26 protein-coding genes are annotated in these 26,032 nt (G+C 73.3%); 13 read left to right on the top strand and 13 right to left on the bottom strand.

Annotation, left to right across the window (positions count from 1 at the left end):
- Positions 1 to 127: 127 nt before the first annotated feature.
- Genes ACGFZK_RS16295 through ACGFZK_RS16280 form a run of 4 tightly spaced genes read left to right on the top strand, consistent with a single transcriptional unit; the run spans position 128 to position 4,402 of the window.
- On the top strand, positions 128 to 991 hold the full coding sequence (locus tag ACGFZK_RS16295) for an NTP transferase domain-containing protein (protein WP_393849522.1): 864 nt from the start codon (positions 128 to 130) through the stop codon (positions 989 to 991).
- Entirely contained in the window at positions 988 to 2,310 is a 1,323-nt protein-coding gene (locus ACGFZK_RS16290; RefSeq protein WP_393849521.1) for a molybdopterin molybdotransferase MoeA, read from the top strand. Before ACGFZK_RS16295 ends, ACGFZK_RS16290 begins: the two co-directional genes overlap by 4 nt.
- Complete coding sequence (locus ACGFZK_RS16285) at positions 2,298 to 3,398, top strand: potassium channel family protein (protein ID WP_393849520.1); 1,101 nt, start codon at positions 2,298 to 2,300, stop codon at positions 3,396 to 3,398. The genes ACGFZK_RS16290 and ACGFZK_RS16285 overlap by 13 nt, the downstream gene beginning before the upstream one ends.
- 26 nt (positions 3,399 to 3,424) lie before the next feature.
- Positions 3,425 to 4,402, top strand: a complete 978-nt coding sequence (locus ACGFZK_RS16280) for an NAD(P)H-quinone oxidoreductase (protein WP_393849519.1) — start codon at positions 3,425 to 3,427, stop codon at positions 4,400 to 4,402.
- 159 nt (positions 4,403 to 4,561) lie between these two features.
- Here ACGFZK_RS16280 and ACGFZK_RS16275 read toward each other — a convergent pair whose 3' ends face one another.
- Genes ACGFZK_RS16275 through pdhA form a run of 3 tightly spaced genes read right to left on the bottom strand, consistent with a single transcriptional unit; the run spans position 4,562 to position 8,048 of the window.
- Complete coding sequence (locus tag ACGFZK_RS16275) at positions 4,562 to 5,896, bottom strand: dihydrolipoamide acetyltransferase family protein (RefSeq protein WP_393849518.1); 1,335 nt, start codon at positions 5,894 to 5,896, stop codon at positions 4,562 to 4,564.
- The gene (locus ACGFZK_RS16270) at positions 5,896 to 6,864 is read right to left on the bottom strand and encodes an alpha-ketoacid dehydrogenase subunit beta (RefSeq protein ID WP_393849614.1); all 969 of its coding nucleotides are present in this window, start codon (positions 6,862 to 6,864) and stop codon (positions 5,896 to 5,898) included. Before ACGFZK_RS16270 ends, ACGFZK_RS16275 begins: the two co-directional genes overlap by 1 nt.
- Before the next feature lie 47 nt (positions 6,865 to 6,911).
- A complete protein-coding gene (gene pdhA / locus ACGFZK_RS16265; RefSeq protein WP_393849517.1) occupies positions 6,912 to 8,048 on the bottom strand; it encodes a pyruvate dehydrogenase (acetyl-transferring) E1 component subunit alpha in 1,137 nt (378 codons plus the stop codon).
- A 178-nt stretch (positions 8,049 to 8,226) separates the two neighbouring features.
- Here pdhA and ACGFZK_RS16260 point away from each other — a divergent pair, with 178 nt between their 5' ends.
- A complete protein-coding gene (locus ACGFZK_RS16260; protein WP_393849516.1) occupies positions 8,227 to 8,799 on the top strand; it encodes an Lrp/AsnC family transcriptional regulator in 573 nt (190 codons plus the stop codon).
- Between the two features lie 70 nt (positions 8,800 to 8,869).
- Here the strand turns inward: ACGFZK_RS16260 and ACGFZK_RS16255 are convergent, their stop codons facing one another.
- Both ACGFZK_RS16255 and ACGFZK_RS16250 read right to left on the bottom strand, forming a co-directional pair.
- Complete coding sequence (locus ACGFZK_RS16255; RefSeq protein WP_393849515.1) at positions 8,870 to 9,457, bottom strand: TetR/AcrR family transcriptional regulator; 588 nt, start codon at positions 9,455 to 9,457, stop codon at positions 8,870 to 8,872.
- A complete protein-coding gene (locus tag ACGFZK_RS16250; protein ID WP_393849514.1) occupies positions 9,454 to 10,965 on the bottom strand; it encodes a 3-hydroxyacyl-CoA dehydrogenase in 1,512 nt (503 codons plus the stop codon). The genes ACGFZK_RS16255 and ACGFZK_RS16250 overlap by 4 nt, the downstream gene beginning before the upstream one ends.
- 124 nt (positions 10,966 to 11,089) lie before the next feature.
- On the opposite strand from ACGFZK_RS16250, the gene paaN reads away from it, so the two are divergent.
- On the top strand, positions 11,090 to 12,772 hold the full coding sequence (paaN, locus tag ACGFZK_RS16245; RefSeq protein WP_393849513.1) for a phenylacetic acid degradation protein PaaN: 1,683 nt from the start codon (positions 11,090 to 11,092) through the stop codon (positions 12,770 to 12,772).
- A 49-nt stretch (positions 12,773 to 12,821) separates the two neighbouring features.
- Here paaN and ACGFZK_RS16240 read toward each other — a convergent pair whose 3' ends face one another.
- A complete protein-coding gene (locus ACGFZK_RS16240; RefSeq protein WP_393849512.1) occupies positions 12,822 to 13,469 on the bottom strand; it encodes a MerR family transcriptional regulator in 648 nt (215 codons plus the stop codon).
- A gap of 164 nt (positions 13,470 to 13,633) precedes the next feature.
- Between ACGFZK_RS16240 and ACGFZK_RS16235 the strand changes: the two genes are divergently transcribed.
- Positions 13,634 to 14,590: a hypothetical protein gene (locus tag ACGFZK_RS16235; protein WP_393849613.1), complete on the top strand. Its 957-nt coding sequence runs from the start codon at positions 13,634 to 13,636 to the stop codon at positions 14,588 to 14,590.
- Between the two features lie 52 nt (positions 14,591 to 14,642).
- Here the strand turns inward: ACGFZK_RS16235 and ACGFZK_RS16230 are convergent, their stop codons facing one another.
- The 3 genes from ACGFZK_RS16230 to ACGFZK_RS16220 all read right to left on the bottom strand — a co-directional run bounded on the left by ACGFZK_RS16230 (position 14,643) and on the right by ACGFZK_RS16220 (position 17,291).
- The gene (locus ACGFZK_RS16230) at positions 14,643 to 15,422 is read right to left on the bottom strand and encodes a TrmH family RNA methyltransferase (RefSeq protein WP_393849511.1); all 780 of its coding nucleotides are present in this window, start codon (positions 15,420 to 15,422) and stop codon (positions 14,643 to 14,645) included.
- A gap of 115 nt (positions 15,423 to 15,537) precedes the next feature.
- Positions 15,538 to 16,707 carry an HTTM domain-containing protein gene (locus ACGFZK_RS16225; RefSeq protein WP_393849510.1) on the bottom strand — a complete coding sequence of 390 codons (1,170 nt, stop codon included), beginning with the start codon at positions 16,705 to 16,707 and terminating at the stop codon, positions 15,538 to 15,540.
- Positions 16,692 to 17,291, bottom strand: coding sequence for a DUF5819 family protein (locus ACGFZK_RS16220; RefSeq protein ID WP_393849509.1), 600 nt, complete (start codon positions 17,289 to 17,291; stop codon positions 16,692 to 16,694). The genes ACGFZK_RS16225 and ACGFZK_RS16220 overlap by 16 nt, the downstream gene beginning before the upstream one ends.
- A gap of 198 nt (positions 17,292 to 17,489) precedes the next feature.
- On the opposite strand from ACGFZK_RS16220, the gene paaA reads away from it, so the two are divergent.
- From paaA to ACGFZK_RS16190, 6 genes are all read left to right on the top strand, one after another.
- Positions 17,490 to 18,551, top strand: coding sequence for a 1,2-phenylacetyl-CoA epoxidase subunit PaaA (gene paaA / locus ACGFZK_RS16215; RefSeq protein ID WP_393849508.1), 1,062 nt, complete (start codon positions 17,490 to 17,492; stop codon positions 18,549 to 18,551).
- A complete protein-coding gene (paaB, locus tag ACGFZK_RS16210; RefSeq protein WP_030009045.1) occupies positions 18,548 to 18,832 on the top strand; it encodes a 1,2-phenylacetyl-CoA epoxidase subunit PaaB in 285 nt (94 codons plus the stop codon). Before paaA ends, paaB begins: the two co-directional genes overlap by 4 nt.
- Positions 18,829 to 19,572, top strand: coding sequence for a 1,2-phenylacetyl-CoA epoxidase subunit PaaC (gene paaC / locus ACGFZK_RS16205; protein WP_393849507.1), 744 nt, complete (start codon positions 18,829 to 18,831; stop codon positions 19,570 to 19,572). The genes paaB and paaC overlap by 4 nt, the downstream gene beginning before the upstream one ends.
- Positions 19,566 to 20,072, top strand: coding sequence for a 1,2-phenylacetyl-CoA epoxidase subunit PaaD (gene paaD, locus ACGFZK_RS16200; RefSeq protein ID WP_393849506.1), 507 nt, complete (start codon positions 19,566 to 19,568; stop codon positions 20,070 to 20,072). The genes paaC and paaD overlap by 7 nt, the downstream gene beginning before the upstream one ends.
- The gene (locus tag ACGFZK_RS16195) at positions 20,073 to 21,176 is read left to right on the top strand and encodes a 2Fe-2S iron-sulfur cluster-binding protein (protein ID WP_393849505.1); all 1,104 of its coding nucleotides are present in this window, start codon (positions 20,073 to 20,075) and stop codon (positions 21,174 to 21,176) included.
- A gap of 125 nt (positions 21,177 to 21,301) precedes the next feature.
- On the top strand, positions 21,302 to 22,444 hold the full coding sequence (locus ACGFZK_RS16190) for an acyl-CoA dehydrogenase family protein (protein WP_393849504.1): 1,143 nt from the start codon (positions 21,302 to 21,304) through the stop codon (positions 22,442 to 22,444).
- Positions 22,445 to 22,464: 20 nt separating this feature from the next.
- Here ACGFZK_RS16190 and ACGFZK_RS16185 read toward each other — a convergent pair whose 3' ends face one another.
- The 4 genes from ACGFZK_RS16185 to ACGFZK_RS16170 all read right to left on the bottom strand — a co-directional run bounded on the left by ACGFZK_RS16185 (position 22,465) and on the right by ACGFZK_RS16170 (position 26,025).
- Entirely contained in the window at positions 22,465 to 22,809 is a 345-nt protein-coding gene (locus ACGFZK_RS16185) for a rhodanese-like domain-containing protein (protein WP_393849503.1), read from the bottom strand.
- Positions 22,810 to 22,876: 67 nt separating this feature from the next.
- Positions 22,877 to 23,728: a hypothetical protein gene (locus tag ACGFZK_RS16180; protein ID WP_393849502.1), complete on the bottom strand. Its 852-nt coding sequence runs from the start codon at positions 23,726 to 23,728 to the stop codon at positions 22,877 to 22,879.
- 179 nt (positions 23,729 to 23,907) lie between these two features.
- The gene (locus ACGFZK_RS16175) at positions 23,908 to 25,308 is read right to left on the bottom strand and encodes a DUF2252 domain-containing protein (protein WP_393849501.1); all 1,401 of its coding nucleotides are present in this window, start codon (positions 25,306 to 25,308) and stop codon (positions 23,908 to 23,910) included.
- Positions 25,309 to 25,365: 57 nt separating this feature from the next.
- Positions 25,366 to 26,025, bottom strand: a complete 660-nt coding sequence (locus ACGFZK_RS16170) for a response regulator (RefSeq protein WP_393849500.1) — start codon at positions 26,023 to 26,025, stop codon at positions 25,366 to 25,368.
- Between the last annotated feature and the right edge of the window lie 7 nt (positions 26,026 to 26,032).

Genomic DNA, 26,032 nt, shown 5'->3' with positions numbered 1-26,032 from the left:
AACACCCCCCGGCGTCGCCCCACCCCCCCCCCCCCGCGGGGGGCCCCCCCCCCCCCGCCCCCCCCCCCCCCCCTTCGCCGTAAGTGGGGGTCCCCGGAGGGGACATGTCCGCCTCATACTCAAGGGCATGAGCTACGACGCGATCGTGCTGGCCGGCGGCGCCGCGCGGCGACTCGGCGGGGCCGACAAGCCCGCGCTGAGCGTCGGCGGCCGCGCGCTCCTCGACCGCGTCCTCGACGCCTGCCCGGACGCCCGGACCACGGTCGTGGTCGGCGGCCGCCGCCCCACCGCACGCCCGGTCGACTGGACCCGCGAGGACCCGCCCGGCGGCGGCCCGGTGGCAGCGCTGGACGCCGGGCTGCGCCGGACCACCGCCGAGCTGGTCCTCGTACTCTCCGCCGACCTGCCGTTCCTCGACCGGGAGACCGTACGGGCCCTGCTGGACGCGCCCGGCGCGGACGGGGCGATGCTGCGCGACCCCGACGGCCGGGACCAGCCGCTGGTCGCCGCGTACCGGGCCGAGCCCCTGCGCCGCGAGATCGCCCTGCTCGCCACCGAACACGGCAACCTCACCGGGCTCCCGCTGCGCGCGCTCACCGCCGAACTGGATCTCGCCCGCGTCACCTCCCGGCCACTCGCCTCCTTCGACTGCGACACCTGGGACGATCTCGCCGCCGCCCGCGCCCGGATCAGGGAGCATGGGGGCGTGCTGGAGCAATGGATCACCGCCGTCAAGAGCGAGCTGGGCATCGACCTCGCCGTCGACACCAAAACCCTGCTCGACCTCGCCCGGGACGCCGCCCACGGCGTCGCCCGGCCCGCCGCCCCGCTGACCACCTTCCTGGTCGGCTACGCGGCCGCCCACGCCGCCGCCACCGGCGCCGACCCCGCCCAGGCCGTCGCCGAGGCCTCCCGCAAGGCGGCCGACCTGGCGCTGCGGTGGGCCGACGAGGCAGCGGCCGACGCCGCCGAACAGAACGGCTCCGGATGACCCCCACGAACTCCGCCGAGCAGGCCCTCGACGAGGCCCTGGCCCTGGTCAGCCGCGCCCCCGGGGGCGGCGGCCCGGGCGGCAGCGGCGCGGGCGGCCACCGCGCGGCCACCTGGCAGCGGGCCCGGGACACCGCCACCCACGCCGGGAGCCGGGTGCGGCCGCGCACCCACCAGGTGCCGCTCGCGGACGCCCTCGGCGAGGTCCTGGCCGCCGCCCTGGACGCGCTGACCGACCTGCCGTCCTTCGACAGCTCCGCCATGGACGGCTGGGCCGTCGCGGGCCCCGGCCCCTGGAGCGTGCGCAGCGGCGGCGGCGTCCTGGCCGGCTCCGAACGGCCCGAACCGCTCACGGACGGCGAGGCCGTACGCATCGCCACCGGCGCCCGGATCCCCGCCGACACCACCGCCGTCATCCGCAGCGAGCACTGCCGTGAGGCCGGCACCCAGCTCTTCGCCGACCGGCCCGTCCTCACCGGGCAGGACATCCGCCCCCGGGGCCAGGAGTGCCGCTCCGGGGACCTGCTGCTGCCCGCCGGTTCCCTGGTCACCCCGGCCGTGCTGGGGCTCGCCGCGGCCGCCGGGTACGACGAGCTGACCACCCGGCCCCGCCCCCGCGTGGAGATCCTGGTGCTCGGCGACGAGCTGCTCGCCGAGGGCCGCCCGCACGAGGGGCTGGTCCGCGACGCACTCAGCCCGATGCTCGGGCCCTGGATCGACCGCCTCGGCGCCGAGGTCGTCGGCACCCGGCGGCTCGGCGACGACCCGGCCGGGGCCGCGGCCCTGCTGCAGGCCGTCACCACGAGCACCGCCGACGTCCTGGTCACCACGGGAGGCACCGCCTCCGGGCCCGTCGACCACGTCCACCCGGTGCTACGGGAGGCCGGCGCCGAACTGCTGGTCGACGGGGTGGCGGTACGCCCCGGCCACCCCATGCTGCTGGCCCGCCTCGGGACCGGGGCGCCCGACGGGCCCCCGGTGCGCCACGTGGTCGGGCTGCCCGGCAACCCGCTGGCCGCGGTCTCCGGGCTGCTGACCCTCGCCGAACCCCTGCTGCGCGCTCTCGCCGGGCGCCGGAGCCGCCCCCGCTACACGGCCGCGGTGCAGGGCGACGTACCCGGCCATCCGTACGACACCCGACTGGTTCCGGTCCTGCTGAGCGACGAGCACGCGGTGCCCCTGCGCTACCACGGCCCCGCGATGCTGCGGGGGGTGGCGGCCGCCGACGCGCTGGCCGTCGTACCGCCCAAGGGAGCGCGGTCCGGACAGGAACTGGAGATTCTCGATCTGCCCTGGGCTTCCGGAGGATGTTTCACGTGAAACTGCACGGCCACGACTCCATGGCCCGCGGCGCCGACGAGAAACTCGTCTCCCGGCGCATCAAGCTGCCCAAACGCATCGTCGAGAACCCGCTGAGCCAGGTCACCAAGCGCCTGATGATGGCGTTGTTCGTGCTCTTCCTGACGGTCTTCATCGTGTGGCTGGACCGCGACGGCTACCACGACAACGCCAACCAGCAGGTCGATCTCCTCGACTGCTTCTACTACGCCACGGTGACGCTGTCGACGACCGGCTACGGCGACATCGTCCCGTACAGCGACAGTGCACGACTGATCAACATCCTGCTGATCACGCCGCTGCGCGTGCTGTTCCTGATCATCCTGGTCGGTACCACCCTGGAAGTCCTCACGGAGCGGACGAAGGAAGAGTGGCGGCTCAAGCGCTGGAGGAAGAACTTGCGTGAGCACACGGTCGTCGTCGGCTTCGGTACGAAGGGCCGCTCGGCCCTGCAGACGCTGCTGGCCACCGGCCTCTCCAAGGAGCAGGTCGTCATCGTCGACCCCAGCGCCAAGGTGATCGACATGGCCAACGCGGAGGGGTTCACGGGTGTGGTCGGCGACGCCACCCGCTCCGACGTCCTGCTCCGCGCCGAGCTGCAGAAGGCCCGTCAGATCGTCATCGCCACCCAGCGGGACGACACGGCGGTCCTGGTCACCCTGACGGCCCGGCAGCTCAACCGCGGGGCGAAGATCGTCGCGGCGGTGCGCGAGGAGGAGAACGCCCCGCTGCTGCGCCAGTCGGGTGCGGACGCGGTCATCACGAGCGCGAGCGCGGCCGGCCGCCTGCTGGGCCTCTCGGTCCTCAGCCCGAGCGCGGGCACCGTGATGGAGGACCTGATCCAGCAGGGCAGCGGCCTCGACCTCATCGAACGCCCGGCCCGCAAGTCCGAGGCCGGCAAGTCGGTACGGGACACCGAGGACCTGGTGGTGAGCGTGCTGCGGGGGCACCGGCTGCTCGCGTACGACGATCCGCACGCGAGCCCGATCCAGCTGACGGACCGTCTCATCACCATCGTGCGGGCGGCGCCACCGACTTCGCCGCAGGTGAAGCTGGGTCCTGCCGAGTAGCCGCGCCGTGGCGTAGCCTCCGGGCCATGCATGCGATCACCATCGAGCAGCCCGGCGGCCCCGAGGCCCTCGTCTGGGCCGACGTACCCGATCCGGTGCCGGGCGAGGGCGAGGTCCTCGTCGAGGTAGCGGCGAGCGCCGTGAACCGCGCCGACGTACTCCAGCGACAGGGGTTCTACGATCCGCCGCCCGGCGCCTCGCGCCATCCGGGGCTGGAGTGCTCCGGACGGATCGCCGCGATCGGGCCGGGGGTGTCCGGCTGGTCCGTGGGCGACGAGGTGTGCGCGCTGCTGGCCGGTGGCGGGTACGCGGAGCGGGTGGCCGTGCCGGCGGGCCAGTTGCTGCCGGTCCCGGCGGGCGTGGACCTGGTGACGGCGGCCGCGCTGCCGGAGGTCGTCACGACCGTGTGGTCCAACGTGTTCATGGTGGCCGGGCTGCGCCCCGGCGAGACCCTGCTGGTACACGGGGGGTCCAGCGGGATCGGGACGATGGCGATCCAGCTGGCGAAGGCCGTGGGCGCGACGGTCGCCGTGACGGCGGGCGGCCCGGAGAAACTGGCGCGCTGCAAGGAGCTGGGCGCGGACATCCTGATCGACTACCGCGAGCAGGACTTCGTGGCCGAGCTGCGCACGGCGACGGGCGGGGCCGGGGCGGACGTGATCCTGGACATCATGGGCGCCAAGTACCTGGCCCGGAACGTGGACGCCCTGGCCGTGAACGGGCGGCTCGCGGTGATCGGGCTCCAGGGCGGAGTGAAGGCCGAACTGAACCTCGGCGCGCTGCTGGCCAAGCGGGCGGCGATCACGGCCACCTCGCTGCGGGCCCGCCCGCTGGAGGAGAAGGCGGCCATCGTCGCCGCCGTACGCGAGCACGTGTGGCCGCTGGTGGCCGCGGGGCGGGTCCGCCCGGTGGTCCACGCGACCTTCCCGATGCGGGATGCCGCCGAAGCCCACCGCGTCCTGGAGTCCAGCGCCCACGTGGGCAAACTCCTGCTCACGGTGTGAGCCGCGGGCTCCGTCCCGGACCCCGCGCCTCAATCGCCGGCGGGCGGTATTTCAGCCCGTCCGGCGATTGAGGACCGGGTCCGGGCAGAGCCCGGGAAACGGCGAAAGGGCGGGGCGGGGACAGGCTCCGCGCAGCGGCACCGCACCGCCCGCGCTGAGCTACAGGCTGCGCAGCAGGACCGCCGGGGATTCGACGCAGTCGGCGACGTAGCGCAGGAAGCCGCCCGCCGTGCCGCCGTCGCAGACCCGGTGGTCGAAGGTCAGCGACAGCTGGACGACCTTGCGGACCGCCAACTGCCCCTCGTGCACCCACGGCTTGTCGATGATCCGGCCCACCCCCAGCATCGCCGCCTCCGGGTGGTTGATGATCGGCGTGGAGCCGTCGACCCCGAACACCCCGTAGTTGTTCAGGGTGAAGGTGCCGCCGGTCAGATCCGCCGGTGCCAGCTTCCCGGCCCGGGCCAGCTCGGTCAGCCGGGCGAACTCCGCCGACAGGGACTCCGGGTTGCGGTTCTGCGCGTCCCGGACCACCGGGACCACCAGGCCCCGCTCGGTCTGCGCGGCGAAGCCCAGGTGCACGGACGGGAGCCGGACGATCTCCTTCGCCGCGAGGTCCACGGTCGAGTTGAGCTCCGGGTACCGGGCAAGGGCCGCCGTGCAGATCCGGGCCAGCAGCGCGAGCACCGAGATCTTGGGCCCGCCCACCGCGTTCATCGCGGCGCGGGCGGCCATCAGCTCGGTGGCGTCCGCGTCGACCCAGCAGGTGGCGTCCGGGATCTCCCGGCGGCTGCGCGACAGCTTCTCGGCGACCGCCCCGCGCACCCCCTTGAGCGGGATCCGCTCGCCTTGCGCCGACACCCTCGGTGCCACCGCGGCGACGGGGGCCGGCTCGGGCGCGCGCAGCGCGGCCAGCGCCGCCTCGACGTCCGCCCGCAGGATCAGCCCGTCGGGCCCGGTCCCGCTCAGCGCGCGCAGGTCGACCCCGCCGTCCTTGGCCAGCTTGCGCACCAGCGGCGAGATCACGGGCACCGGCCCGGCGGGAGCGGCGGGAGCGGCCGGAACGGCCGGAGCGGCCGGAACCGCTGGGGCCGCGACGACCGGCGCCGACACCGCGGCGGTGACGGGTCGCACCCGTCGCCGACGCGCCGGGCGCGACCGGTCCTCGCCGTAGCCGATCAGGGGCCGGGGCACGTTGCCGGATCCCTCGGCTTCGGCCGCCTGCGCGGCCGGGGCCTCCGGGAGCGACGCCGCGCCCACCGCCACGGTGATCAGCGGTGCTCCGACGGGCAGTTCCGTGCCCTCCTCCCCGAACCGGGCGGTGACCACACCGCCGTAGGGGCACGGAACCTCCACCATCGCCTTGGCCGTCTCGACCTCGACCACCGGCTGGTCGATGGCGACGACATCGCCCACCGCCACCAGCCACCGGACGATCTCGGCCTCGGTCAGGCCCTCCCCGAGATCGGGAAGCTTGAATTCCATTACCTGCGGCATCAGTTCTCCCACTGCAGGCGGGCCACGGTGTCCAGGATCCGGTCCACGCCGGGCAGGTGGTGCTTCTCCAGCATCGGCGGCGGATACGGGATGTCGAAGCCCGTCACCCGCAGCACCGGCGCCTCCAGGTGGTGGAAGCACCGCTCCGTGATGCGGGCGGCGATCTCCGCGCCCGGTCCGCCGAAGCCGTTCGCCTCGTGGACCACCACCGCGCGCCCGGTGCGGCGTACGGACTCCACGACCGTGTCCTCGTCGAAGGGGACCAGCGAGCGCAGGTCCACGACCTCGAGGTCCCAGCCCTCCTCGCGCGCCGCTTCGGCCGCCTCCAGACACACCGGCAGGGAGGGCCCGTAGGTGATCAGGGTCGCGCTCGTGCCGGTCCGCCGGACCAGCGCCTTGCCGATGCCCGGCACGGCCGTCGGGGCCTCGGGCCGCCAGTCGGCCTTCGACCAGTAGAGCCGCTTCGGCTCCAGGAAGACGACCGGGTCGTCGCTCGCGATCGACGCGCGCAGCAGTCCGTACGCGTCCTCGACCGTCGCCGGGGTCACCACCGTCAGGCCGGGGGTGGCCACGTAGTACGCCTCGGAGGAGTCGCAGTGGTGCTCCACGCCGCCGATCCCGCCGCCGTACGGCACGCGGATGGTGATCGGCAGCGGCATCGCGCCGCGGGTGCGGTTGCGCATCTTCGCCACGTGCGAGATCAGCTGCTCGAACGCCGGGTACGCGAAGGCGTCGAACTGCATCTCCACGACCGGCCGCAGCCCGTACATGGCCATGCCGACCGCCGCGCCCAGGATGCCCGCCTCCGCGAGGGGGGTGTCCGTGCAGCGCTCCTCGCCGAACTCCTTCGCGAGCCCGTCCGTGATCCGGAAGACCCCGCCGAGCGTCCCGACGTCCTCGCCCATGACGTGGACCGTCGGGTCCTCGGCCATCGCGTCGCGCATCGCCCGGGTCAGGGCCTGCGCCATCGTCGAGGGCTTGACCCCCGACTTCGCGGACTTCGCCGCCACCGTCGTCACGCCTGGTCCTCGGCTTCCAGCTCTGCACGGAGCATGGCCGCCTGCTCGCGCAGCCGGTCCGTCTGCTCCGCGTACACGTGCGCGAACAGGTCCATCGGGTCCACCACCGGATCCGCGTTCATCCCCTCGCGGAGCGCCGCGGCCATCACCTCGGCCTCGTCGCGCGCCGCCTGGATCGCCGCCTCGTCGATGACCCCGCGCGCGGTCAGCTCGCGCTCCAGCAGAACGATCGGGTCGTGCGCCTTCCAGGCCTCGACCTCGGCGTCACCGCGGTAGCGGGTCGCGTCGTCCGCGTTCGTGTGGGCCTCCATCCGGTACGTGACGGCCTCGATCAGGGTCGGGCCACCACCGGCCCGGGCCCGCCGGACCGCCTCGGTCAGCACCTCGTGCATCGCGGCGATGTCGTTGCCGTCGACCAGCCGGCCGGGCATCCCGTACCCCACGGCCTTGTGGGCCAGCGTCGGGGCGGCGGTCTGCTTGGCGAGCGGGACGGATATCGCGAAGCCGTTGTTCTGCACGAGGAAGACCACCGGGGCCTGCCAGACGGCGGCGAAGTTCAGCGCCTCGTGGAAGTCGCCCTCGCTGGTGCCGCCGTCGCCGACCATGGCCAGGGCGACGACGTCGTCGCCGCGCAGCCGGGCCGCGTGCGCCAGCCCCACCGCGTGCGGCAGCTGGGTGGCGAGCGGGGTCGAGAGCGGGGCGATGCGGTGCTCGCGCGGGTCGTACCCGGTGTGCCAGTCGCCGCGCAGCAGGGTCAGCGCCTGTACGGGGTCCAGCCCGCGCGCCACGGCCGCCAGGGTGTCGCGGTAGCTCGGGAACAGCCAGTCCTGGTCCTCCAGGACCATCGCGGCCGCGATCTCGCAGGCCTCCTGGCCCACGGTGGAGGGGTAGACGGCGAGCCGGCCCTGCTTGGTGAGCGCCGTGGCCTGGGCGTTGTAGCGGCGGCCGCGCACCAGCTCGGCGTAGCAGCGGCGCATCAGCTCCGGGTCGAGCCGGTCCGCCGCCTCGGTGCCCAGCACCCGGTAGGGCTCGGGGTCCGGAAGCAGCGGCGCGGCATCCGTACGGGGACTCCAGGCGGGCGGCGGGGTGGACCGGTGGGACGCACCGGCACCGGGCAGCTCTTGGACCGTCATGGCGGCGTACACCTCCTCGTGGGAAGCGGGCAGGGGGTGCCCCGGGTGTGAGGCCCCTCACCTACCGATTGTTCGGTTGTCTGCGCAATTTGGCTACAGGCACCTCCAGGCTGTGGACAAACTGGCGTCGGGGCCCTGGGATGGATGCAGGACGTCCAGGAGAGGGAGGCATCGGGCAATGCCGGATGAACAAATGGCCGGAACGGGTTCCGCGCCGGCCGTGCCGGGGGGCGCACCGGGCGCCTCCGCAGCCCCTCCCGCCGCACCCCGGCCCCTGGATCCGATCGACCGGTCGATCATGCGGCTGCTCCAGGCGGACGGCCGCGCGTCGATACGGTCGGTGGCTGAGCAGGTGCACGTCTCGCGGGCGAACGCCTACGCCCGGATCAACCGGCTCATCGACGACGGGGTGATCCGCGGGTTCACAGCCCGCGTCAATCACGAACGCGCAGGGCAGGGCGCTTCCGCCTATATCACCCTGAAGATCGTCCAGAACTCCTGGCGCACCGTGCGCGAGCAGCTGCGCGAGCTCCCGGGCGCCGCGCACATCGCGCTGGTCAGCGGGGATTTCGACGTCCTGCTGCTGGTGCACACCCCGGACAACCGGACCCTGCGCGAGCTGGTCCTGACCCGGCTCCAGGCCATCCCGGAGGTCCTCTCGACGCGGACCCTGCTGGTCTTCGAGGAAACGGATCTCCTGGGCACGGGCCCGGGCCCGGGCGGCGCCGCCCCGGCCATCGCCGAGGAGTAGCCCGTCCGGGTAGGACGACGCCCCCGGGAGGGCCGTACGGCCGTTCCGGGGGCGCTGGGGTCTCCTGGGGTCAGCGGACGGCGCGCAGGCCGTCGAGGGCCATGTGGACGACCGCGTCCGCGAGCTGGTCGGGGCCGGTCCCCGAGTGCGGGCGGTACCACTCGACCAGGGAGTTCACCATGCCGAAGAGGAGGCGGGTGGCGAGGCGGATGTCCACGTCCGCCCGCAGGTCGCCGTCCGCCGCGGCCGCCTTGAGCAGGTCGGCGACCTGGTGGTCGAACTCGCGGCGGCGTTCCAGCGCCCACCGCTCGGTGCGGGTGTTGCCGCGTACGCGCAGCAGCAGCGTCACGTACGGCAGCTCGCCGGCCAGCACCTCGACCGTGCGGCGCGTGACGTACTCGACGCGCTCGACCGCCCGGCCCCGTACGGCGCCCGGCTCCTCCAGGATCGCGAAGAGCCCGTCGAGGGCGCGGCTGACGGCCCGCCGCAGCAGTTCCTCCTTGCCCGCGACGTGGTGGTAGATCGAGGACTTCGAGATGCCCGCGGCCTTGGAGAGGTGCTCCATCGAGGTGCCGTCGTAGCCGCGCTCGTTGAAGACCTGGACGGCGACCGACAGCAGTGTCTCGGGGGTGTACGTGTCCCGCTTGGCCGTCGTCATGCGGCCCCCTCCTCGCCGTCCGCGGCGTAGCCCAGCTTGAACAGGGCCAGGGAGGGCGCGTACCGGCCCCCGGGACAGCGCTCGTCGAGGTGGTGCAGCAGGTCGTAGGCCCAGTCCCGGCCGAGCCGCTCGTGCCACTCGCCGGGACCCAGCGGGTAGTTGACGCCGAGCCGCATCGCCGTGTCGATGTCCCCGGCCGAGGCGGCGCCGCGGGCGACGGCGTCGGCCGTGAGGTCGATCAGCATCGCGACGGTCCGCGCGACGATCATGCCGGGGACGTCGCCGATCACGGAGACCTTCTTGCCCAGCTTCTGGAAGAGGCCGATCGCCTCGGCCAGGGTCCGCTCACTGGTGTCCTCGCTCGCGGAGAGCGCGATGCGGGTGGCGCCGCGGTAGTCGAGCGCGAGGTCGAAGTAGACGACGTCGGCGAACTCGACGGAGGTCTTGCCGTCCGCGAGGACCAGCTGGCCCTCGCCGGGCAGCTGGATGTACGGGCCCCCCTGCTCGGTGGCCGCGACCGCGATCCCGGCCTCCTCCAGCAGGTCCACCAGCGCGGCGGCCGGACCGAGGTCACCGACGACCGTGACCTTCGCCGGGGCCTCCTCGGGCTCGGCGGTGTGCGGGAGCGCGGGCTCGGCGTCCGGACCGTACGGGTACCAGCCGTGCCCGGACTTGCGGCCGAGGCGGCCCGACTGGACGAGACGGCGCTGGGCGAGGGAGGGGGTGAACTTCGGGCTGCGGAAGAAGGACTCCCAGACCGAGCGGGTCACGGCCTCGTTCACGTCCTGGCCGATCAGGTCGGTCAGCTGGAAGGGGCCCATCTTGAAGCCGCCGCTCTCGCGGAGCACGGCGTCGATGGTGGCCGGGTCGGCGCCCTGCTCCTCGTACACCGCGAAGGCCTCGGCGTAGAAGGGCCGGGCGATCCGGTTGACGATGAAACCGGGGGTGTCGGCGCAGCGGACCGGTGTCTTCCCCCAGCCGAGCACGGTGCGGTACGCGCGCTCGGCGGTGGCCGGGTCGGTCGCGGAACCGCTGACCACCTCGACGAGCGGGAGCAGCGGGGCCGGGTTGAAGAAGTGCAGGCCGAGGAAGCGGCCGGGGTGCGCGAGCCCGGCGGCGAGCTCGGTCACGGAGAGGGAGGAGGTGTTGGTGGCCAGCACCGCGTCCGGCGCGACCACCTCCTCGAGCGCGGCGAAGAGCGCCTGCTTGACGGTGACGTTCTCGACGACCGCCTCGATGACGAGGGCGGCACCGGCGAGGTCCGCGAGGTCGCCGGCCGAGGCGATCCGGCCGATCGCCTCCTCGGCCTCGGCGCGGTCGAGACGCCCCTTGGCGGCCATCCGCTCGACCCGGTCCTGGACGAAACCGACGCCGTCGGCCGCGAGGGAGGCGTTGATGTCGTAGATCAGCACGCGGTGACCTGCGAGTAGGGCGACCTGGGCGATGCCCTGGCCCATGGTGCCCGCGCCGACGACCGCCACAGTGCGGGACCGCTCGATTGCTGTCATGTCCTGATCCTCCCGCACACACTTATCCACAGGCCCGCCGGGCCCTCTTGTCCCGACCGATCGTTCGGTTACTCTAACTCCAGTCTCCTGTTCTTCGCCCGGCTCAACGAGGAGTTGGTCCCTGATGGCCGCCGAGCTCACCGTCCCCCAGCTGTCCGCCAAGCACCGGCCCACCCTGGACCAGGCCCTGTCGGCGATCCGCAGCCGTGCCTACTGGTCCCCGCATCCCGAGCACCCCAAGGCGTACGGCGAGACCGCGCCCGCCGACGGGCTCGCCGCCTTCGAGGCCGTGCGCGGCACCCGGCTTGACCTGGGCCAGCCCGGCACCGACGGCTGGACGGGCGCCGAGGTGTCCCCGTACGGCCCGGAGCTGAAGGTCGAGTACCCGCATGTGGACCCGGACGTGCTGCTCCCCGCGATGAAGGCGGGCATGGGCGCCTGGCGCGACGCGGGACCCGAGACGCGCGCCCTGGTCTGTATCGAGATCCTGGCCCGCATCTCCGCACGGACCCACGAGTTCGCGCACGCGGTCATGCACACCAGCGGCCAGGCGTTCATGATGGCGTTCCAGGCGGGCGGCCCGCACGCACAGGACCGCGGCCTGGAGGCGGTGACCTACGCGTACGAGGAGCAGACCCGGGTCCCGGTCCGGGCCGACTGGTCGAAGCCGCAGGGCAAGAAGGACCCGCTGGAGCTCGGCAAGAGCTTCACCGCCGTCCCGCGCGGTATCGCCCTCATGATCGGCTGCAACACCTTCCCGACCTGGAACGGTTACCCCGGCCTGTTCGCCTCCCTCGCCACCGGCAACGCGGTGCTGGTCAAGCCGCACCCGCGGGCCGTGCTGCCGCTCGCGCTGACCGTCCAGGTCGCCCGGGAGGTCCTCGCGGAGGCGGGCTTCGACCCGAACCTGGTGGCGCTCGCGGTCGAGCGCCCGGGCGAGGGCATCGCCAAGACTCTCGCGGTCCGCCCCGAGATCAAGCTGATCGACTACACCGGCTCCACGGAGTTCGGGGAGTGGCTCGAGACCAACGCCCGCCAGGCGCAGGTCTACACGGAGAAGGCCGGCGTCAACACCGTCGTCCTGGACTCCACCGACAACTACAAGGGGATGCTGTCCAACCTGGCCTTCTCGCTGTCCCTGTACAGCGGCCAGATGTGCACCACCCCGCAGAACCTGCTGATCCCGCGCGACGGCATCGCTACGGACGCCGGCCACAAGACCTACGACGAGGTCGTCGCCGACCTCGCCGCCTCGGTCGGCGGCCTGCTGGGCGACGACGCCCGGGCCAACGCGCTGCTCGGCGCGCTGGTCAACCCGGACGTCAAGAGCCGGCTGGAGGCCGCGGCCGCGCTGGGCGAGGTCGCGCTGGCCTCCCGGGAGGTCGTGAACCCCGAGTTCCCGGACGCGGTGGTCCGTACCCCCGTCATGGTCAAGCTGGACGCGGCCAAGCCCGACCCGGAGGCGCCCTACCTCTCCGAGTGCTTCGGCCCCGTCTCCTTCGCGGTGGCCGTGGACACCACCGCCGACGCCCTCGACCTGCTGCGCCGCACGGTGCGGGAGAAGGGCGCCATGACGGTGGGCGCGTACACGACGTCGGCGGACACCGAGCGGGCGGTCGAGGAGGTCTGCCTGGAGGAGTCCGCGCAGCTCTCCCTGAACCTGACCGGCGGGGTGTTCGTCAACCAGACCGCCGCGTTCTCGGACTTCCACGGCTCCGGCGGAAACCCGGCGGCCAACGCCGCGCTGTGCGACGGCGCCTTCGTCGCGAACCGCTTCCGCGTGGTGGAGGTTCGCCGCCAGGCGTAACCGCACGCCGCGGAACCGGCACCCGGCCCGGGTGGACCGCCGCCTCCCGCTACTCCTGCCCTCCCTGGGCGAAGAGGCGGGAGGAGACGTCCACCTGGGCCATCCTGCGCAGCGCCGCGAACATCGCGTCGCCCACGACCGTGCCGACGACGACCGCCTCGACCAGGTCCTCGCGGTCCGTCCGGCGGGCCGCGTACCCCAGATCCGCCCGGGCCACCCGCTCGGCCGCCTCGGCGTACTCGTCGAGCAGCTCGGCGAAGGAGCCGTAGCCCACCCGCCCGAGTGAGGCGAGCGCGGCCGCCAGCGCGCCGGCGGCCTTGTTCCCCGGGTGGAGGCGCCAGCCGCGCGCCTCGATCAGCCGCGCCACCCGCTCCCGGGCCAGTACCGCCTCGGCGTCCTCCTGGCACCCGGCGTCGCCGTACTCGGGGACCAGCCGCTGGGCCGCGGTGCCCAGCAGTTTGTGCACCGGCTGCTCCTTGTCGTCGATGGACGCGAGCACGTCGCCGATGGCCGCCACCGACAGCCCGCCGACCTCCAGCAGCGCGCGGATCAGGCGCAGCCTGCGCTCGTGCCCGTCGTCGTAGCTGGCCTGGTTGGGGCTGCTCAGCTCGCCCGGCGGCAGCAGGCCCTCCCGGACGTAGTACTTGATCGTCGGTACCGGGACCCCGGTACGGCGGCTCAACTCTCCGATGCGCATGGTCTGTTCACTCGTCTCTTCTTGCCCCGTTCCCCCCTCATCATAGATAGTGGGGCTATCAGATAGCGGCAAGCGTCGCTATCCATTCTCCTGGGGGGCTCATGTCTGCGTTGCTGTCCGCGTTACGTACCTGGCACCGGCCACTGACCCTGTTCGCGGGCCTGATGGCCCTGTGGGCCCTCGGCTCCGCCGTGGGTCTCGCCGTCGACGACCGGGTGCTGGTCGGCGCCCCGATCTGGGCCAAGCCCTTCAAGTTCGCCGTCTCGTTCGTCGGCTACTCGCTCAGCCTGGCGTGGATGATCTCGCTGGCCGTCGCGGCCCGCCCGCGGCTGCGCAGGGCCGCCTGGTGGGCCGGTACGGTCGTCGCCGCGGCGAGCCTGGTCGAGATGCTGCTCATGACGGGTCAGGTGATCCGGGGCCGGCAGAGCCACTTCAACCAGCGGACGCCCTTCGACGAGCAGGTCTACAGCGCCATGGCCAACACCGTCGTCGTGCTGTGGACGGCCACGCTCGTCATCGCCGTGCTGCTCTTCCGCACCCGCATCGCCGACCGGGCCACCACCTGGTCCCTCCGGATCGCCGCCGTCCTCGCCCTCACGGGCGCCGGGCTCGGCTTCCTGATGGCCGTCCCCACCGAGGCACAGCTCGCGGTCGAGGACGCGCCGGTGACGGGCGCCCACAGCGTCGGGGTGCCGGACGGCGGGCCCGCCATGCCGCTCACCGGCTGGTCGACCACCGGTGGCGACCTGCGCATCCCGCACTTCTTCGGCATGCACGCGCTGCAGCTGCTGCCCCTGTTCGTCCTCGTCCTGGCCGCCCTCGCCGGTCGCTTCGCGCTGCTGCGCCGGGAGCGGGTCCGGCTGCGGCTGACCCTGGTGGCGGCCGGGGTCTACGCGGCGGTCTTCGCGCTGGTGACCTGGCAGGCGCTGCGCGGCCAGGCGCTGATCCACCCGGACGGGGCGACGCTCGGGGCGGCCGCGGCGATCCTGGCCGGGGGAGTCCTGGGGGGTGTCTTGTCGATCAGGCCGGATCAGCGAGCGGTGCCCGGCGCATGCGAGCGCAAGGCCGAGGAGGGAGCCGCCGCGGAGCGTGGCCGACCGACGAGAACGCAGCGAGCGTGAGGGCCGGCTGATGCGAGCCCGGCCTGATCGGCAAGACACCCCAAGACACCCCTCAGGGGCTCTCGCCGCCCTGTTCGTGGGCCGGGGGGCCGCCCCAGTGGAAGAGGGTCATGGCCACGCTGGTGGCGAGGTTGTAGCTGGAGACCTGGGGGCGCATCGGCAGGGAGACGAGATGGTCGGCCCGGGCGCGCAGCTCCGGTGAGATCCCGTGGCGTTCCGAGCCGAAGGCGAGCAGGGCGTCGTCCGGCAGGGTGAGGGCGCGGATGTCCGCGCCCTCGGGGTCGAGCGCGTAGAGCGGGCCGGGCGGCAGCTCGTCGAGTGCGAGGCGTTCGACGGTGGTGGCGTAGTGCAGCCCGGCCCCGGCCCGGACCACGTTCGGGTGCCAGGGGTCGAGATCGCCGCGGGTCACCACGCCGGTGGCGCCGAAGCCGGCGGCGAGCCGGACGACGGCTCCGACGTTGCCGAGGTTGCGGGGGTTGTCGAGGACGACGACGGGCGCGGGCCTCGGCATCCGGCCCAGGCCCGCGATGCCGGCCGCCCGGTCGGGGCGTACCGCGAGGGCCGCGACCCCGGTGGGGTGCACGCGGGGCAGCACCTCCGTGAGCTCGGCCCGCCGCACGAGCCGCGCCACGGCGTCCTCGACGTCCGGAGCCAGCTCCCGGGCCAGCGCGCGTACGGCTTCGGGATCCTCCGCGATGGCCATCCGCACCTCGGCGCCGAACCGCAGGGCGTGCTTCAGCGCGTGAAACCCGTCGAGCAGCACGAGGCCCCCGGCCTGCTCGGCCTCCCGCCACCGCTGTGCGATCTCCCCGGAACTCCGCTCCTCGCTCATGCCCCCGACCCTACGGTCCACAGGGGCGTCCTCCGCTTCGCGGTCCCCGCCCGGCCCGTCCACCGTTCCCCCAGCCCTGCCCGGACCCGCGGCGGGACCCGGGGAGGCGGCGCCGTCAGCGGGGTGCCGGCACCGGCGCCGGCTCCACGGGATCCGGCACGGGCTCCACCGCACGCCGCCGCCGCGCAGCGGCCCGTGCGCCCGCCCACACCAGGAAGCCCGTCGGCAGGAACACCGCGTCCGCGGCGATCATCGCCAGAGAGAAGAACGGCAGACCCAGCAGCACCGCGATCCCCGCGTGCTCCAGCATCATCGCCGCCAGCAGCACGTTCTTGATCCGCCGGTTGAACAGGGTGAACGGAAACGCCACCTGCACCGCCACCGTCCCGTACGACAGCAGCATGACCAGCGTCCCGCTGCCCGCCACCAGCGCCGAGAGCCCCGGCCACGGGGTGAAGTAGTCCAGCCCCAGCGGGTAGTACAGGGCCGTCCCGTCCTGCCACCGGGACCCCTGGATCTTGTACCACCCCGCCGTCGCGTAGATCAGGCAGACCTCCGCCATGATCACCAGCATGCCCGCGTTGTGCAGCAGGTTGGCCAGGACGTCCAAGGCCGCCCGCCCCTCGCCCTCCGGCTCGTAGCGGTCGACCATCCACCACAGTCCGCACGCCACCCACACCGCCGCGAACGCCGCCAGCCAGCCGTAGCCGAACCGCCCCGTCGCCGCGCCGAAGGCGAACACCGCCCCCAGCACCCCCCACAGCACCGGCCCGGCCGCCCCGGCCGTCGCCGAGCCGTGCGTACGGGCCCTGCGGGCGTCCAGCGACCACACCTGCGCACACCGGGTCAGCACCAGGTAGATCGCCATCAGGTGGATGACGTTGTCCCCGCCGTCGCCCATGAACACGCTGCGGTTCTGCAGCGACAGCACCCCGACCATGAAGACCACGGACGTCGCCCGCGTCCGCCAGCCCAGCAGCAGACCCACGCTCGCCAGCACCGACACCGCGTAGACGATCTCGAACCACAGCGTCGAGTCCGACCACATCAGCACCGTGAAGGCGTGGTTGGAATCGATCAGCCGCTCCGCCAGGCGCCAGCTCCACGGCCCGTCCGGCCCGTACAGCTCGGCGCGGTGCGGGAACTCGCGCAGCAGGAAGAAGAGCCAGGTCGCGGCGAAACCGATGCGGACGACGGCGCTCTGGTACGGGCCCAGCGCCTGCCCGGTGACCTGCACGGCCAGCCGCCCCGCCGCCTCGCGGGCGCGCTTCACACCGTCCACCACGGCAGCTCCCGGTAGTAGGTCTGGGTGTCGGTGGTCTCGGTGCTCCACTTCGGCGCGGGCACCGCCGTGGTCGCCGAGCGCAGCTGGATCCGCAGGATGCTCCCGTCCCCGGCCTGGGAGGAGAACCGGTTCACCGCGATCCGCTGGAGGTACTGCTCGGACAGCTGCCCGCGCTCGCCGTTCGGCTTGTTGTCCTCGTCGTGGGAGCCGGTGAAGAAGTCCCACGCACGGCGGAGCTCGTTCTGGCGCGTGTGGCTCGGCAGCAGGCTGTGCCGGATGGCCGCACCGTCCTCGGCGCTCAGGTCGCGCCAGGGGGTGGTGACCACGTCGCCCCGGGCGGTCCGGACCTCCGCGCGCGCCTCCACCGCGATGTTCTGCTGCAGCGGGTTCGGGGCGAAGAGCTTCCAGTTCTGTTCGAACTCGGGGTAGATCCAGCCGTCGACCGTCTCCGCGTGCTGCTTGCTCAGGGTGTTGGCGGGGGCCACGTGCAGGAAGACGAGCGCGAGGTGCGTGCAGGCGGCCACCGCGATCGCCCCCAGGGCCAGGGCGGTCACGACCCGGTACGGGGTGGACAGACCAGCCATTCCGGGCGCCCGCGGGGGTGGCGGAGCGGCCCCTTCGGCGGGCTCGTGCTCGTTCGATTCCATCCCCACCCGATCATCCGGCGTCCACAGGGTTGACCTCAGAGGTTGACACCCTACGGGCCGCCGTCTCACCATTGAAGCGAATGAACCGAACGATCGGTCGGTCGGGCGGACAGCGGACTCTCACAGGGGGCCGGAATGGTGGCAGTGACCCCGGAAACGGGGCCGGACACGGCCCTCGGGACAGACGGGACGGACGGGACAGGCATGACTGCTGACCTGGGCGCACAGCTCGCGGCGGCATTCGACGCGGCCGTGGCGGCCGACGAGCGCGTGGAACCGCGCGACTGGATGCCGGACGAGTACCGCGCCTCCCTGGTGCGGCAGATGGCCCAGCACGCCCATTCCGAGATCATCGGCATGCAGCCCGAGGCCAACTGGATCACCCGGGCGCCCTCGCTGCGCCGCAAGGCGATCCTGATGGCCAAGGTCCAGGACGAGGCCGGCCACGGGCTGTACCTCTACAGCGCGGCCGAGACCCTCGGCACCAGCCGCGACGAGCTGCTCGACAAGCTGCACTCGGGCAAGCAGAAGTACTCCTCGATCTTCAACTACCCCACCCTGACCTGGGCGGACGTCGGCGCCATCGGCTGGCTCGTGGACGGCGCGGCGATCACCAACCAGGTGCCGATCTGCCGCTGCTCCTACGGGCCCTACGCCCGCGCCATGGTCCGGATCTGCAAGGAGGAGTCCTTCCACCAGCGCCAGGGGTACGAGCTGCTCCTCGCCCTCTCGCAGGGCACCGAGGCCCAGCACGCGATGGCCCAGGACGCGGTCGACCGCTGGTGGTGGCCGTCGCTGATGATGTTCGGCCCGCCGGACGACGAGTCGGCGCACTCGGCGCAGTCGATGGCCTGGCGCATCAAGCGGCACTCGAACGACGAGCTGCGCCAGCGGTTCGTGGACATCGCCGTCCCGCAGGCCGAGTCCCTCGGCCTGACCCTGCCCGACCCGGACCTGAAGTGGAACGAGGAGCGCGGCCACCACGACTTCGGCGCCATCGACTGGGCCGAGTTCTGGAACGTCCTCAAGGGCAACGGCCCCTGCAACGAGGAACGGATCGGCCAGCGGCGCAGGGCCCACGAGGAAGGCGCCTGGGTGCGCGACGCGGCTGCGGCGTACGCGCGCAAGCAGACGGCACAGCAGGCGGCACGGCAAGCGGCGAAGCACGCCGGACAGAACGAGGAGGCACGGGTATGACGCAGAACTGGCCCCTGTGGGAGGTGTTCGTGCGCTCGCGCCGCGGCCTCTCGCACACGCATGCGGGAAGCCTGCACGCCCCGGACGCGGAGATGGCCCTGCGCAACGCCCGCGACCTCTACACCCGGCGCGGTGAGGGCATCTCGATCTGGGTGGTGCCCTCCACCGAGATCACCGCCTCCTCGCCGGACGAGCGGGACCCCTTCTTCGCGCCGTCCGCCGACAAGCCGTACCGGCACCCCACCTTCTACGACATCCCGGAGGGGGTGAGCCACCTGTGACCAGCACCGGCACCAGCCACCTCACCGGCGCCACCGCCGCGGCGGCACTCGCCCTCGGCGACGACGCGCTGTTCCTGTCCCACCGCCTCGGCGAATGGGCCGGACACGCCCCCGTCCTGGAGGAGGAGGTCGCTCTCGCCAACATCGCCCTCGACCTGCTCGGCCAGGCCCGGATCCTGCTGTCCCTGGTCGGCGACGAGGACGAGCTGGCGTACCTGCGTGAGGAGCGGTCCTTCCGCAACCTCCAGCTGGTCGAGCAGCCGAACGGCGACTTCGCCCACACGATCGCCCGCCAGCTCTACTTCTCCTTCTACCAGCACGAGGTCTACGGGGAACTCGCCCGCGGGGACGGCCCGTTCGCGCCCCTGGCGGCCAAGGCCGTCAAGGAGACCGCGTACCACCGCGACCACGCCGAGCAGTGGACGCTGCGGCTCGGTGACGGCACCGAGGAGAGCCGCAGCCGCATGCGGGCCGCCCTCGACGCGCTGTGGAAGTACACCGGCGAGATGTTCCAGCCGGTGGACGGCCTCGACGGCCTGGACCCGGCCGTCCTGGAGGAGCGCTGGCTGGCCGCGCTGACCGGCGTACTGGAGCAGGCCGGCCTCGACCTGCCCCAGGGGCCGCGCACCGGCGCCTGGGCGGCCGGCGCCGGACGGCAGGGCCTGCACACCGAGTCCTTCGGCCGGATGCTCGCCGAGATGCAGCATCTGCACCGCAGCCACCCGGGGGCGTCGTGGTGACCGCCGACGCCGGTACGACCCGCCTGGAGGCGGAACTGGCCGAGCTGGCCGGCTCCGTCCCGGACCCGGAGCTGCCCGTGCTCACCCTGGGTGAGCTCGGCGTGGTGCGCGGGGTGCGGATGCACGAGGACGGCCACGCCGAGGTCACCCTCACCCCCACCTACACCGGCTGCCCGGCCATCGAGGCGATGTCCGCCGACATCGAGCGCGCCCTGACCGGCCACGGCATCCCCGAGGTACGGGTGACCACCGTGCTGGCCCCCGCCTGGTCGACCGACGACATCAGCGCCGAGGGCCGGCGCAAGCTCGCCGAGTTCGGCATCGCCCCGCCCCGGCCGCACGCGGCCGGCGGGCCGGTCCCGCTGACCCTGTCGGTCCGCTGCCCCCACTGCGGATCGACCGACACCGAACTGCTCAGCCGCTTCTCCTCCACCGCGTGCAAGGCGCTGCGCCGCTGCACCGCCTGCCGCGAACCGTTCGACCACTTCAAGGAGCTGTAGATGGCCGCCCCCCGCCACGGCGCGTTCCACCCGCTGACGGTGGCGGCAGTCGACCGGCTCACCGACGACTCCGTGGCACTGACCCTGCGGGTTCCCGAGGAGCTGCGCGAGGAGTACCGGCACGCCCCGGGCCAGCACCTGACGCTGCGCCGCGCCGCTCCCGAGGGCGGTGTGGAGGTCCGCCGGACCTACTCGATCTGCTCGCCCGCTCCGGCGAAGGACGGCCCGGGCCCGGCTGACCTGCGGGTCGGGGTGCGGCTGGTGGAGGGCGGCGAGTTCTCCACCTTCGCGCACAAGGAGATCGCCGCCGGGGACGTGCTGGAGGTCATGGTCCCGGCCGGGCGCTTCGTGCTGGAGCCCGCCGCGGCCCCGGCCTCGGGGCACTATGCGGCGATCGTGGGCGGCAGCGGCATCACGCCCGTGCTGTCGATCGCCGCGAGCCTGCTGGCCGCCCGGCCCGACGCCCGTTTCTGCCTCGTGCGCAGCGACCGTACGGCGGCCTCGACGATGTTCCTGGAGGAGGTGGCCGACCTCAAGGACCGGTATCCGGCGCGTTTCCAGCTGGTCACGGTCCTCTCCCGGGAGGAGCAGGAGTCCGGGCTGCCCTCGGGACGCCTGGACCAGGAGCGGCTGGCGGCCCTGCTGCCCGCGCTGCTGCCGGTGGCGGAGGTGACGGGCTGGTTCCTGTGCGGCCCGTACGGCCTGGTGCAGGGTGCGGAGCGGGCCCTGGCCGCGCTCGGCGTCGTACGGACCCGGGTGCACGAGGAGATCTTCCACGTCGAGGACACCACGCCGACGGTCCGCGCCGCGGCTTCGACGGCCCCCGCGCAGGGGCGGGTCACCGCCCGGCTCGACGGCCGCTCGGGCACCTGGCCGGTCCAGGACGGCGAGTCCCTGCTGGACGCGGTGCTCCGCAACCGCGCGGACGCCCCGTACGCCTGCAAGGGCGGGGTCTGCGGCACCTGCCGGGCCTTCGTGGTGTCGGGCGAGGTCCGGATGGACCGGAACTTCGCGCTGGAGGCCGAGGAGACGGAGGCCGGGTTCGTGCTGGCCTGCCAGTCGCACCCGGTGACCGAGGAAGTGGAGATCGACTTCGACCGCTAGCGGGACGACGTCCGGTCCGGCCCCTGCCGTCGGACAGGCCCCTGTCCGACGACAGGGGCCTGTCCATTTTCAAGAACCTGTTCTATCTTGACGCACCGTCAGACGCGAACGCGGGAGGACAGGCAGTGGACTTCACCTTCACCGAGGAGCAGCAGGCCGCCGTCGAGGCGGCCCGGGCCGTCTTCGCGGACGTCGCGGCCGACGGCGTGCCCAGCCCCGCGCTGACCCCGGGGGCCGTCGCCGACGACTTCGACCGCCCGCTGTGGGCCAAGCTCGCCGGCTCGGACCTGCTGAGCCTGGTCCTCGCCGAGGAGCACGGAGGAGCCGGGCTGGACGCGATCGCCCTGTGCCTGGTGCTCCGCGAGGCCGCCAGGGTGCTGGCGCGGGTCCCGCTGCTGGAGCACTGCGCCACTGCCATGGCCGTGCAGGCCCACGGCAGCCCCGAACTGGCCGCCGCCCTGCTGCCCGGCGCGGGGCGCGGGACGCTCGTACTCACCGCCGCCGCCCACGGGCGCTCCGGCCACGACCCGGCCGAGCTCGCCGTCATCGCCCGCCGCGAGGGCGAGGGGTGGATTCTGGAGGGCACGCAGACCGCCGTCCCCTGGGCGCACGGCGCGGACTGGATCGCCGTACCCGCCCACACCGGCGAGGGCGAGGCCGTTCTCGCGCTCGTCCCGCGCGCCGCCGAGGGGCTCGCCCTCGCCGAGCAGGTCTCCACCAGCGGGGAACGTCTCGCCGAACTCGCCCTCGACGGCGTACGGGTGGACGGCACGCACCTCATCGAGACCCCGGGCGCCTGGGAGCGGCTCCGCCAGCTCCTCGCCACCGGGACCTGTGCGCTGGCGCTCGGACTCGGTGAGAACGTCCTCACCATGACCAGTGAGTACACCGGTAAGCGCGAGCAGTTCGGCTTCCCGGTGGCCACCTTCCAGGCGGTCGCCGTCCAGGCCGCCGACCGCTACATCGACCTGCGCGCCATGGAGGTCACCCTGTGGCAGGCCGCCTGGCGGCTCGACGCGGCGACCGGCGGGGCCGGCGGTCCGCTGCCGAGCTCCGGTGATGTCGCCGTCGCCAAGATCTGGGCCTCGGAGGGGGTGCGGCGGGTCGTGCAGACCGCCCAGCACCTGCACGGCGGCTTCGGTGCCGACACCGACTACCCGCTGCACCGCTACCACGCCTGGGCCAAGCAGCTGGAGCTGCAGCTCGGCCCGGCCGCCGCGCACGAGGAGGCCCTGGGCGACCTGCTGGCCGCCCACCCCCTCTCCTGAGCGGACCGCCCGGACAGGGTCTAGAGCACGAAGGCCGGGTTCCCGCTGTCCGTCACCATCGGGCGCCCGGCGCCGTCCCAGGCCTGCATCCCGCCGTCGATGTTCACGGCGTCGATCTCCTGGCGCACCAGGTACTGGGTGACCTGAGCGGAACGCCCGCCGACGCGGCACATGACGTACACGCGGCGGCCGTCCTCCACCGCTTCGGTGAGCTCACCGAAGCGGGTCACGAAGTCGCTCATCGGGATGTGCAGAGCACCCTCGACGTGGCCGGCCGCCCATTCGTCGTCCTCACGGACGTCGAGGACAAAGCCTTCGGAGGGCACCGCGGCGGCGTCCACCGAGGGAAGCGGTCCGAAGTTCATACGTCGCCTTCTCTCATCGCAGATAGTGGTTCCAACCTAGCCGACCACCCGGTACGGGCAGACGGGCTCACTCGGCGGCGAGCGCCTCGGCCAGCTCCGCCTCGCGCTCGGAGACCTGCGCGAGCAGCTGTTCCGCGATCTCCTCCAGCAGCCGGTCGGGGTCCTCGGGTGCCATCCTCAGCATCGACCCGATCGCGCTGTCCTCCAGCTCCTTGGCGACGAGCGACAGCAGCTCCTTGCGCCGTGCCAGCCACTCCAGCCGGGCGTACAGCTCCTCGCTCTCGCCCGGCGCCGCCGTCTCGGGCGCCGGTCCGGCCGCCCACTCCTCGGCCAGCTCGCGCAGCAGGTGCTCGTCGCCCCGCCCGTAGGCCGCGTTGACCCGCGCGATGAAGGCGTCACGCCGCTCCCGCTCGGCCTCCTCCTGGGCGAGGTCCGGGTGGGCCTGACGCACCAGCTCGCGGTAGAGGCGGCGTACCTCCTCCGAGGGCCGCACCCGCTCCGGCGGGCGCACGGGCCGCTCGGTCAGCATCGCGGAGGCATCGTCGGAGATCCCGTCCGAGCCCAGCCAGTCGTGGAACAGCTCGTCCACCCCGGGCATCGGCATGACCAGCGAGCGCGCTTCCTTCGCGCGTCGCAGGTCTTCGGGATCGCCGCTGCGGGACGCCTTCGCCTCGGCGATCAGCGCGTCCAGTTCGTCGAGCCTCGTGTACATGGGGCCGAGTTTCTGGTGGTGCAGGCGGGAGAAGTTCTCCACCTCCACCCGGAAGGTCTCCACCGCGATCTCGAACTCGATCAGTGCCTGCTCGGCCGCCCGCACGGCCCGCTCCAGGCGGGCCTCGGGGCGCTCCTCGCCGGTCGGGGAGGAGTCACCGGAATCACCGGGGACTGTCTGCTCGGGCTGCTCGGTCTGCTCGCTCACCCGGCCAGCCTACGGCCCGCCCGCGCGGGCGATGTTTCACGTGAAACATCGCCCGCCTCGGCGCGGCCAGACACCGCTGCGGCCGGACCGGCCGCAGCGGCGCCGGACGGCCACCGGACGGCCGCCGGATCGCCGTCGGACCGCCTTCCGACCTCTGCCGGATCGCCGCCGGACCGCCCTCAGACCCCGGTCTCCGCCGCGATCCGGCCGGTCCGCACCGCCGCCACCAAGTCGGCGTGATCGGCCTCGGTACGGTCGGCGTAGGCCACGGCGAAGGCCGCCATCGCCTCGTCCAGCTCGTCGTTCTTCCCGCAGTACCCGGCCAGCAGCCGCGGATCGACGCTGTGCGCGTGCGCCCGGGCCAGCAGGGCGCCGGTCATCCGCCCGTAGTCGTCGATCTGGTCGACGGCCAGCGCCGCCGGATCCACGCTGCCCTTGCGGTTGCGGAACTGCCGCACCTGGAAGGGACGGCCCTCGACCGTGGTCCAGCCCAGCATGATGTCGGAGACCACCTGCATCCGCTTCTGCCCGGCCACCACCCGAAGACCCTCGTGCTGCTCCGGGGCCGGCGCGAAGCCCAGCCCGGGCAGGTGCGGCAGCAGCACCGAGGGCCGCGCCTCCTTGACCTGGAGCACCAGCGGTTCGCCCCGGTGGTCCAGCAGCAGGACCACGTACGAACGGGTGCCGACGCTCCCGGTGCCCACCACGCGGAAGGCCACGTCCTGGATCGCGTACCGGGCCAGCAGCGGCAGCCGGTCGCCCTGGAGCGACTGGAGGTAGGGGCCGAGCGAAGCCGCCACGGCCGCCGCCTCCCCGTCCCCGACCCGGCGCAGCACCGGCAGCGCGTCGACGAAGCGGCGGCCGCCGTCGGGCCCTACCTCCGTCGACCTGGCGGCGAACCGGGCTGAGGTGTTGTTGCGGGCCTTCTCGGAGACCCGCTCCAGCGTTCCCAGCAGATCACGGGCGTCGGCGTGCGAGACGAGCTCCTCGTCCGCAATGGCGTTCCACGCGTCGAGGGCGGGCAGCTTCGACAGGAGCCGCATGGTGCGCCGGTAGGCGCCCACCGCGTCCAGGGCGGCCGCCCTGCAGGTGTCCTCGTCCGCACCCGCCACCCGGCCGGCCAGCACCAGCGAGGCCGCCAGCCGCTTCACGTCCCATTCCCACGGGCCGAACACGGTCTCGTCGAAGTCGTTGAGGTCGATCACGAGCCGCCCGCGCGCGTCCCCGTACAGACCGAAGTTCGCCGCGTGGGCGTCGCCGCAGATCTGCGCGCCGACCCCGGTCACCGGGCCGCCGGACAGGTCGTGGGCCATCAGCCCGGCCGCCCCGCGCAGGAACGCGAACGGGTTCGCGGCCATCCGGCCCACCCGTATCGGAGTCAGCTCCGCGACCCGCCCGGCGTTGGACTCCTCCACCGCGCGCACGGCGTCCGGCCGCCCGGCCGGCGCCTCGAACGCGGCGTGCGCCGACCGCGGCACGCGAACGCGCAGCGCCTTGCCCTCCTGCTTGGGAGAGCCGGCCGCCACCCTCGGCGCGAACCCCGCCACGTCCGGAATCCGCTGACCCGCCATCGCCGTCATCGACGCCGCCCCCACCCGTTCACCTCATTGATCGCTGCCCGCACGGGCTGACCGTATCTACAGCCCGGCGTCCCTGGCCAGCAGCGCCGCCTGCACCCGGTTCTCGCAGTCCAGCTTCGCCAGGATCCGGCTCACGTACGTCTTCACGGTCGCCTCGCTCATGTGCAGCCGCCGGCCCGCCTCCGCGTTGGACAGACCCTCACCCAGCAGCGCCAGCACACCGCGCTCCCGCTCGCTCAGCTCCGCCACCTGACGCCGGGCCAGCTCGCCGCGCACGGCGGCCTTCCCGGACGCCAGCTGGTCCACCACGTGCCGGGTCGCTCCCGGCGAGAGGTACGCGTCCCCGGCCGCGGCCGCCCGGACCGCCCCGATCAGCTCGCCCGGCGCCGAGTCCTTCAGCAGGAATCCCGCGCCGCCCTCGCCCAGTGCCCGCAGGACGTTCTCCTTCTCGCCGAAGGTGGTCAGGATCAGCGCCCGCACCTGCGGCACGGTCCGCCGCAGTTCGCCCAGCGCGGTCAGCCCGTCCATCACCGGCATCTGGATGTCCAGCAGCATCACGTCGGGCGCGTGCGAGCGGGCCAGGTCCACCGCCTCCCTGCCGTTGGCCGCCTCCGCGACGACCTCGATGTCCGGTGCCGAGGTCAGGATCATCCTGATCCCGGCCCGGATCAGTGGCTCGTCGTCGGCGATCACCACTCTGATCACTTCGGCTGTCACCCGCGCT

Origin of the sequence: Streptomyces sp. NPDC048257, from assembly GCF_043201855.1 — a bacterium.
Taxonomy (GTDB): domain Bacteria; phylum Actinomycetota; class Actinomycetes; order Streptomycetales; family Streptomycetaceae; genus Streptomyces.
The sequence above is the reverse complement of the archived record's forward strand: the minus strand, read 5'-3'. Positions and strand labels throughout refer to the sequence as shown.

Bases quoted from the DNA above. Each gene is read 5' to 3' on its own strand.
- ACGFZK_RS16295 (WP_393849522.1), top strand. From the start codon at position 128: ATGAGCTACGACGCGATCGTGCTGGCCGGCGGCGCCGCGCGGCGACTC.
- ACGFZK_RS16290 (WP_393849521.1), top strand. From the start codon at position 988: ATGACCCCCACGAACTCCGCCGAGCAGGCCCTCGACGAGGCCCTGGCC.
- ACGFZK_RS16285 (WP_393849520.1), top strand. From the start codon at position 2,298: ATGTTTCACGTGAAACTGCACGGCCACGACTCCATGGCCCGCGGCGCC.
- ACGFZK_RS16280 (WP_393849519.1), top strand. From the start codon at position 3,425: ATGCATGCGATCACCATCGAGCAGCCCGGCGGCCCCGAGGCCCTCGTC.
- ACGFZK_RS16275 (WP_393849518.1), bottom strand. From the start codon at position 5,896: ATGCCGCAGGTAATGGAATTCAAGCTTCCCGATCTCGGGGAGGGCCTG.
- ACGFZK_RS16270 (WP_393849614.1), bottom strand. From the start codon at position 6,864: ATGGCGCAGGCCCTGACCCGGGCGATGCGCGACGCGATGGCCGAGGAC.
- pdhA (WP_393849517.1), bottom strand. From the start codon at position 8,048: ATGACGGTCCAAGAGCTGCCCGGTGCCGGTGCGTCCCACCGGTCCACC.
- ACGFZK_RS16260 (WP_393849516.1), top strand. From the start codon at position 8,227: ATGCCGGATGAACAAATGGCCGGAACGGGTTCCGCGCCGGCCGTGCCG.
- ACGFZK_RS16255 (WP_393849515.1), bottom strand. From the start codon at position 9,457: ATGACGACGGCCAAGCGGGACACGTACACCCCCGAGACACTGCTGTCG.
- ACGFZK_RS16250 (WP_393849514.1), bottom strand. From the start codon at position 10,965: ATGACAGCAATCGAGCGGTCCCGCACTGTGGCGGTCGTCGGCGCGGGC.
- paaN (WP_393849513.1), top strand. From the start codon at position 11,090: ATGGCCGCCGAGCTCACCGTCCCCCAGCTGTCCGCCAAGCACCGGCCC.
- ACGFZK_RS16240 (WP_393849512.1), bottom strand. From the start codon at position 13,469: ATGCGCATCGGAGAGTTGAGCCGCCGTACCGGGGTCCCGGTACCGACG.
- ACGFZK_RS16235 (WP_393849613.1), top strand. From the start codon at position 13,634: ATGGCCCTGTGGGCCCTCGGCTCCGCCGTGGGTCTCGCCGTCGACGAC.
- ACGFZK_RS16230 (WP_393849511.1), bottom strand. From the start codon at position 15,422: ATGAGCGAGGAGCGGAGTTCCGGGGAGATCGCACAGCGGTGGCGGGAG.
- ACGFZK_RS16220 (WP_393849509.1), bottom strand. From the start codon at position 17,291: ATGGCTGGTCTGTCCACCCCGTACCGGGTCGTGACCGCCCTGGCCCTG.
- paaA (WP_393849508.1), top strand. From the start codon at position 17,490: ATGGTGGCAGTGACCCCGGAAACGGGGCCGGACACGGCCCTCGGGACA.
- paaB (WP_030009045.1), top strand. From the start codon at position 18,548: ATGACGCAGAACTGGCCCCTGTGGGAGGTGTTCGTGCGCTCGCGCCGC.
- ACGFZK_RS16195 (WP_393849505.1), top strand. From the start codon at position 20,073: ATGGCCGCCCCCCGCCACGGCGCGTTCCACCCGCTGACGGTGGCGGCA.
- ACGFZK_RS16185 (WP_393849503.1), bottom strand. From the start codon at position 22,809: ATGAACTTCGGACCGCTTCCCTCGGTGGACGCCGCCGCGGTGCCCTCC.
- ACGFZK_RS16175 (WP_393849501.1), bottom strand. From the start codon at position 25,308: ATGACGGCGATGGCGGGTCAGCGGATTCCGGACGTGGCGGGGTTCGCG.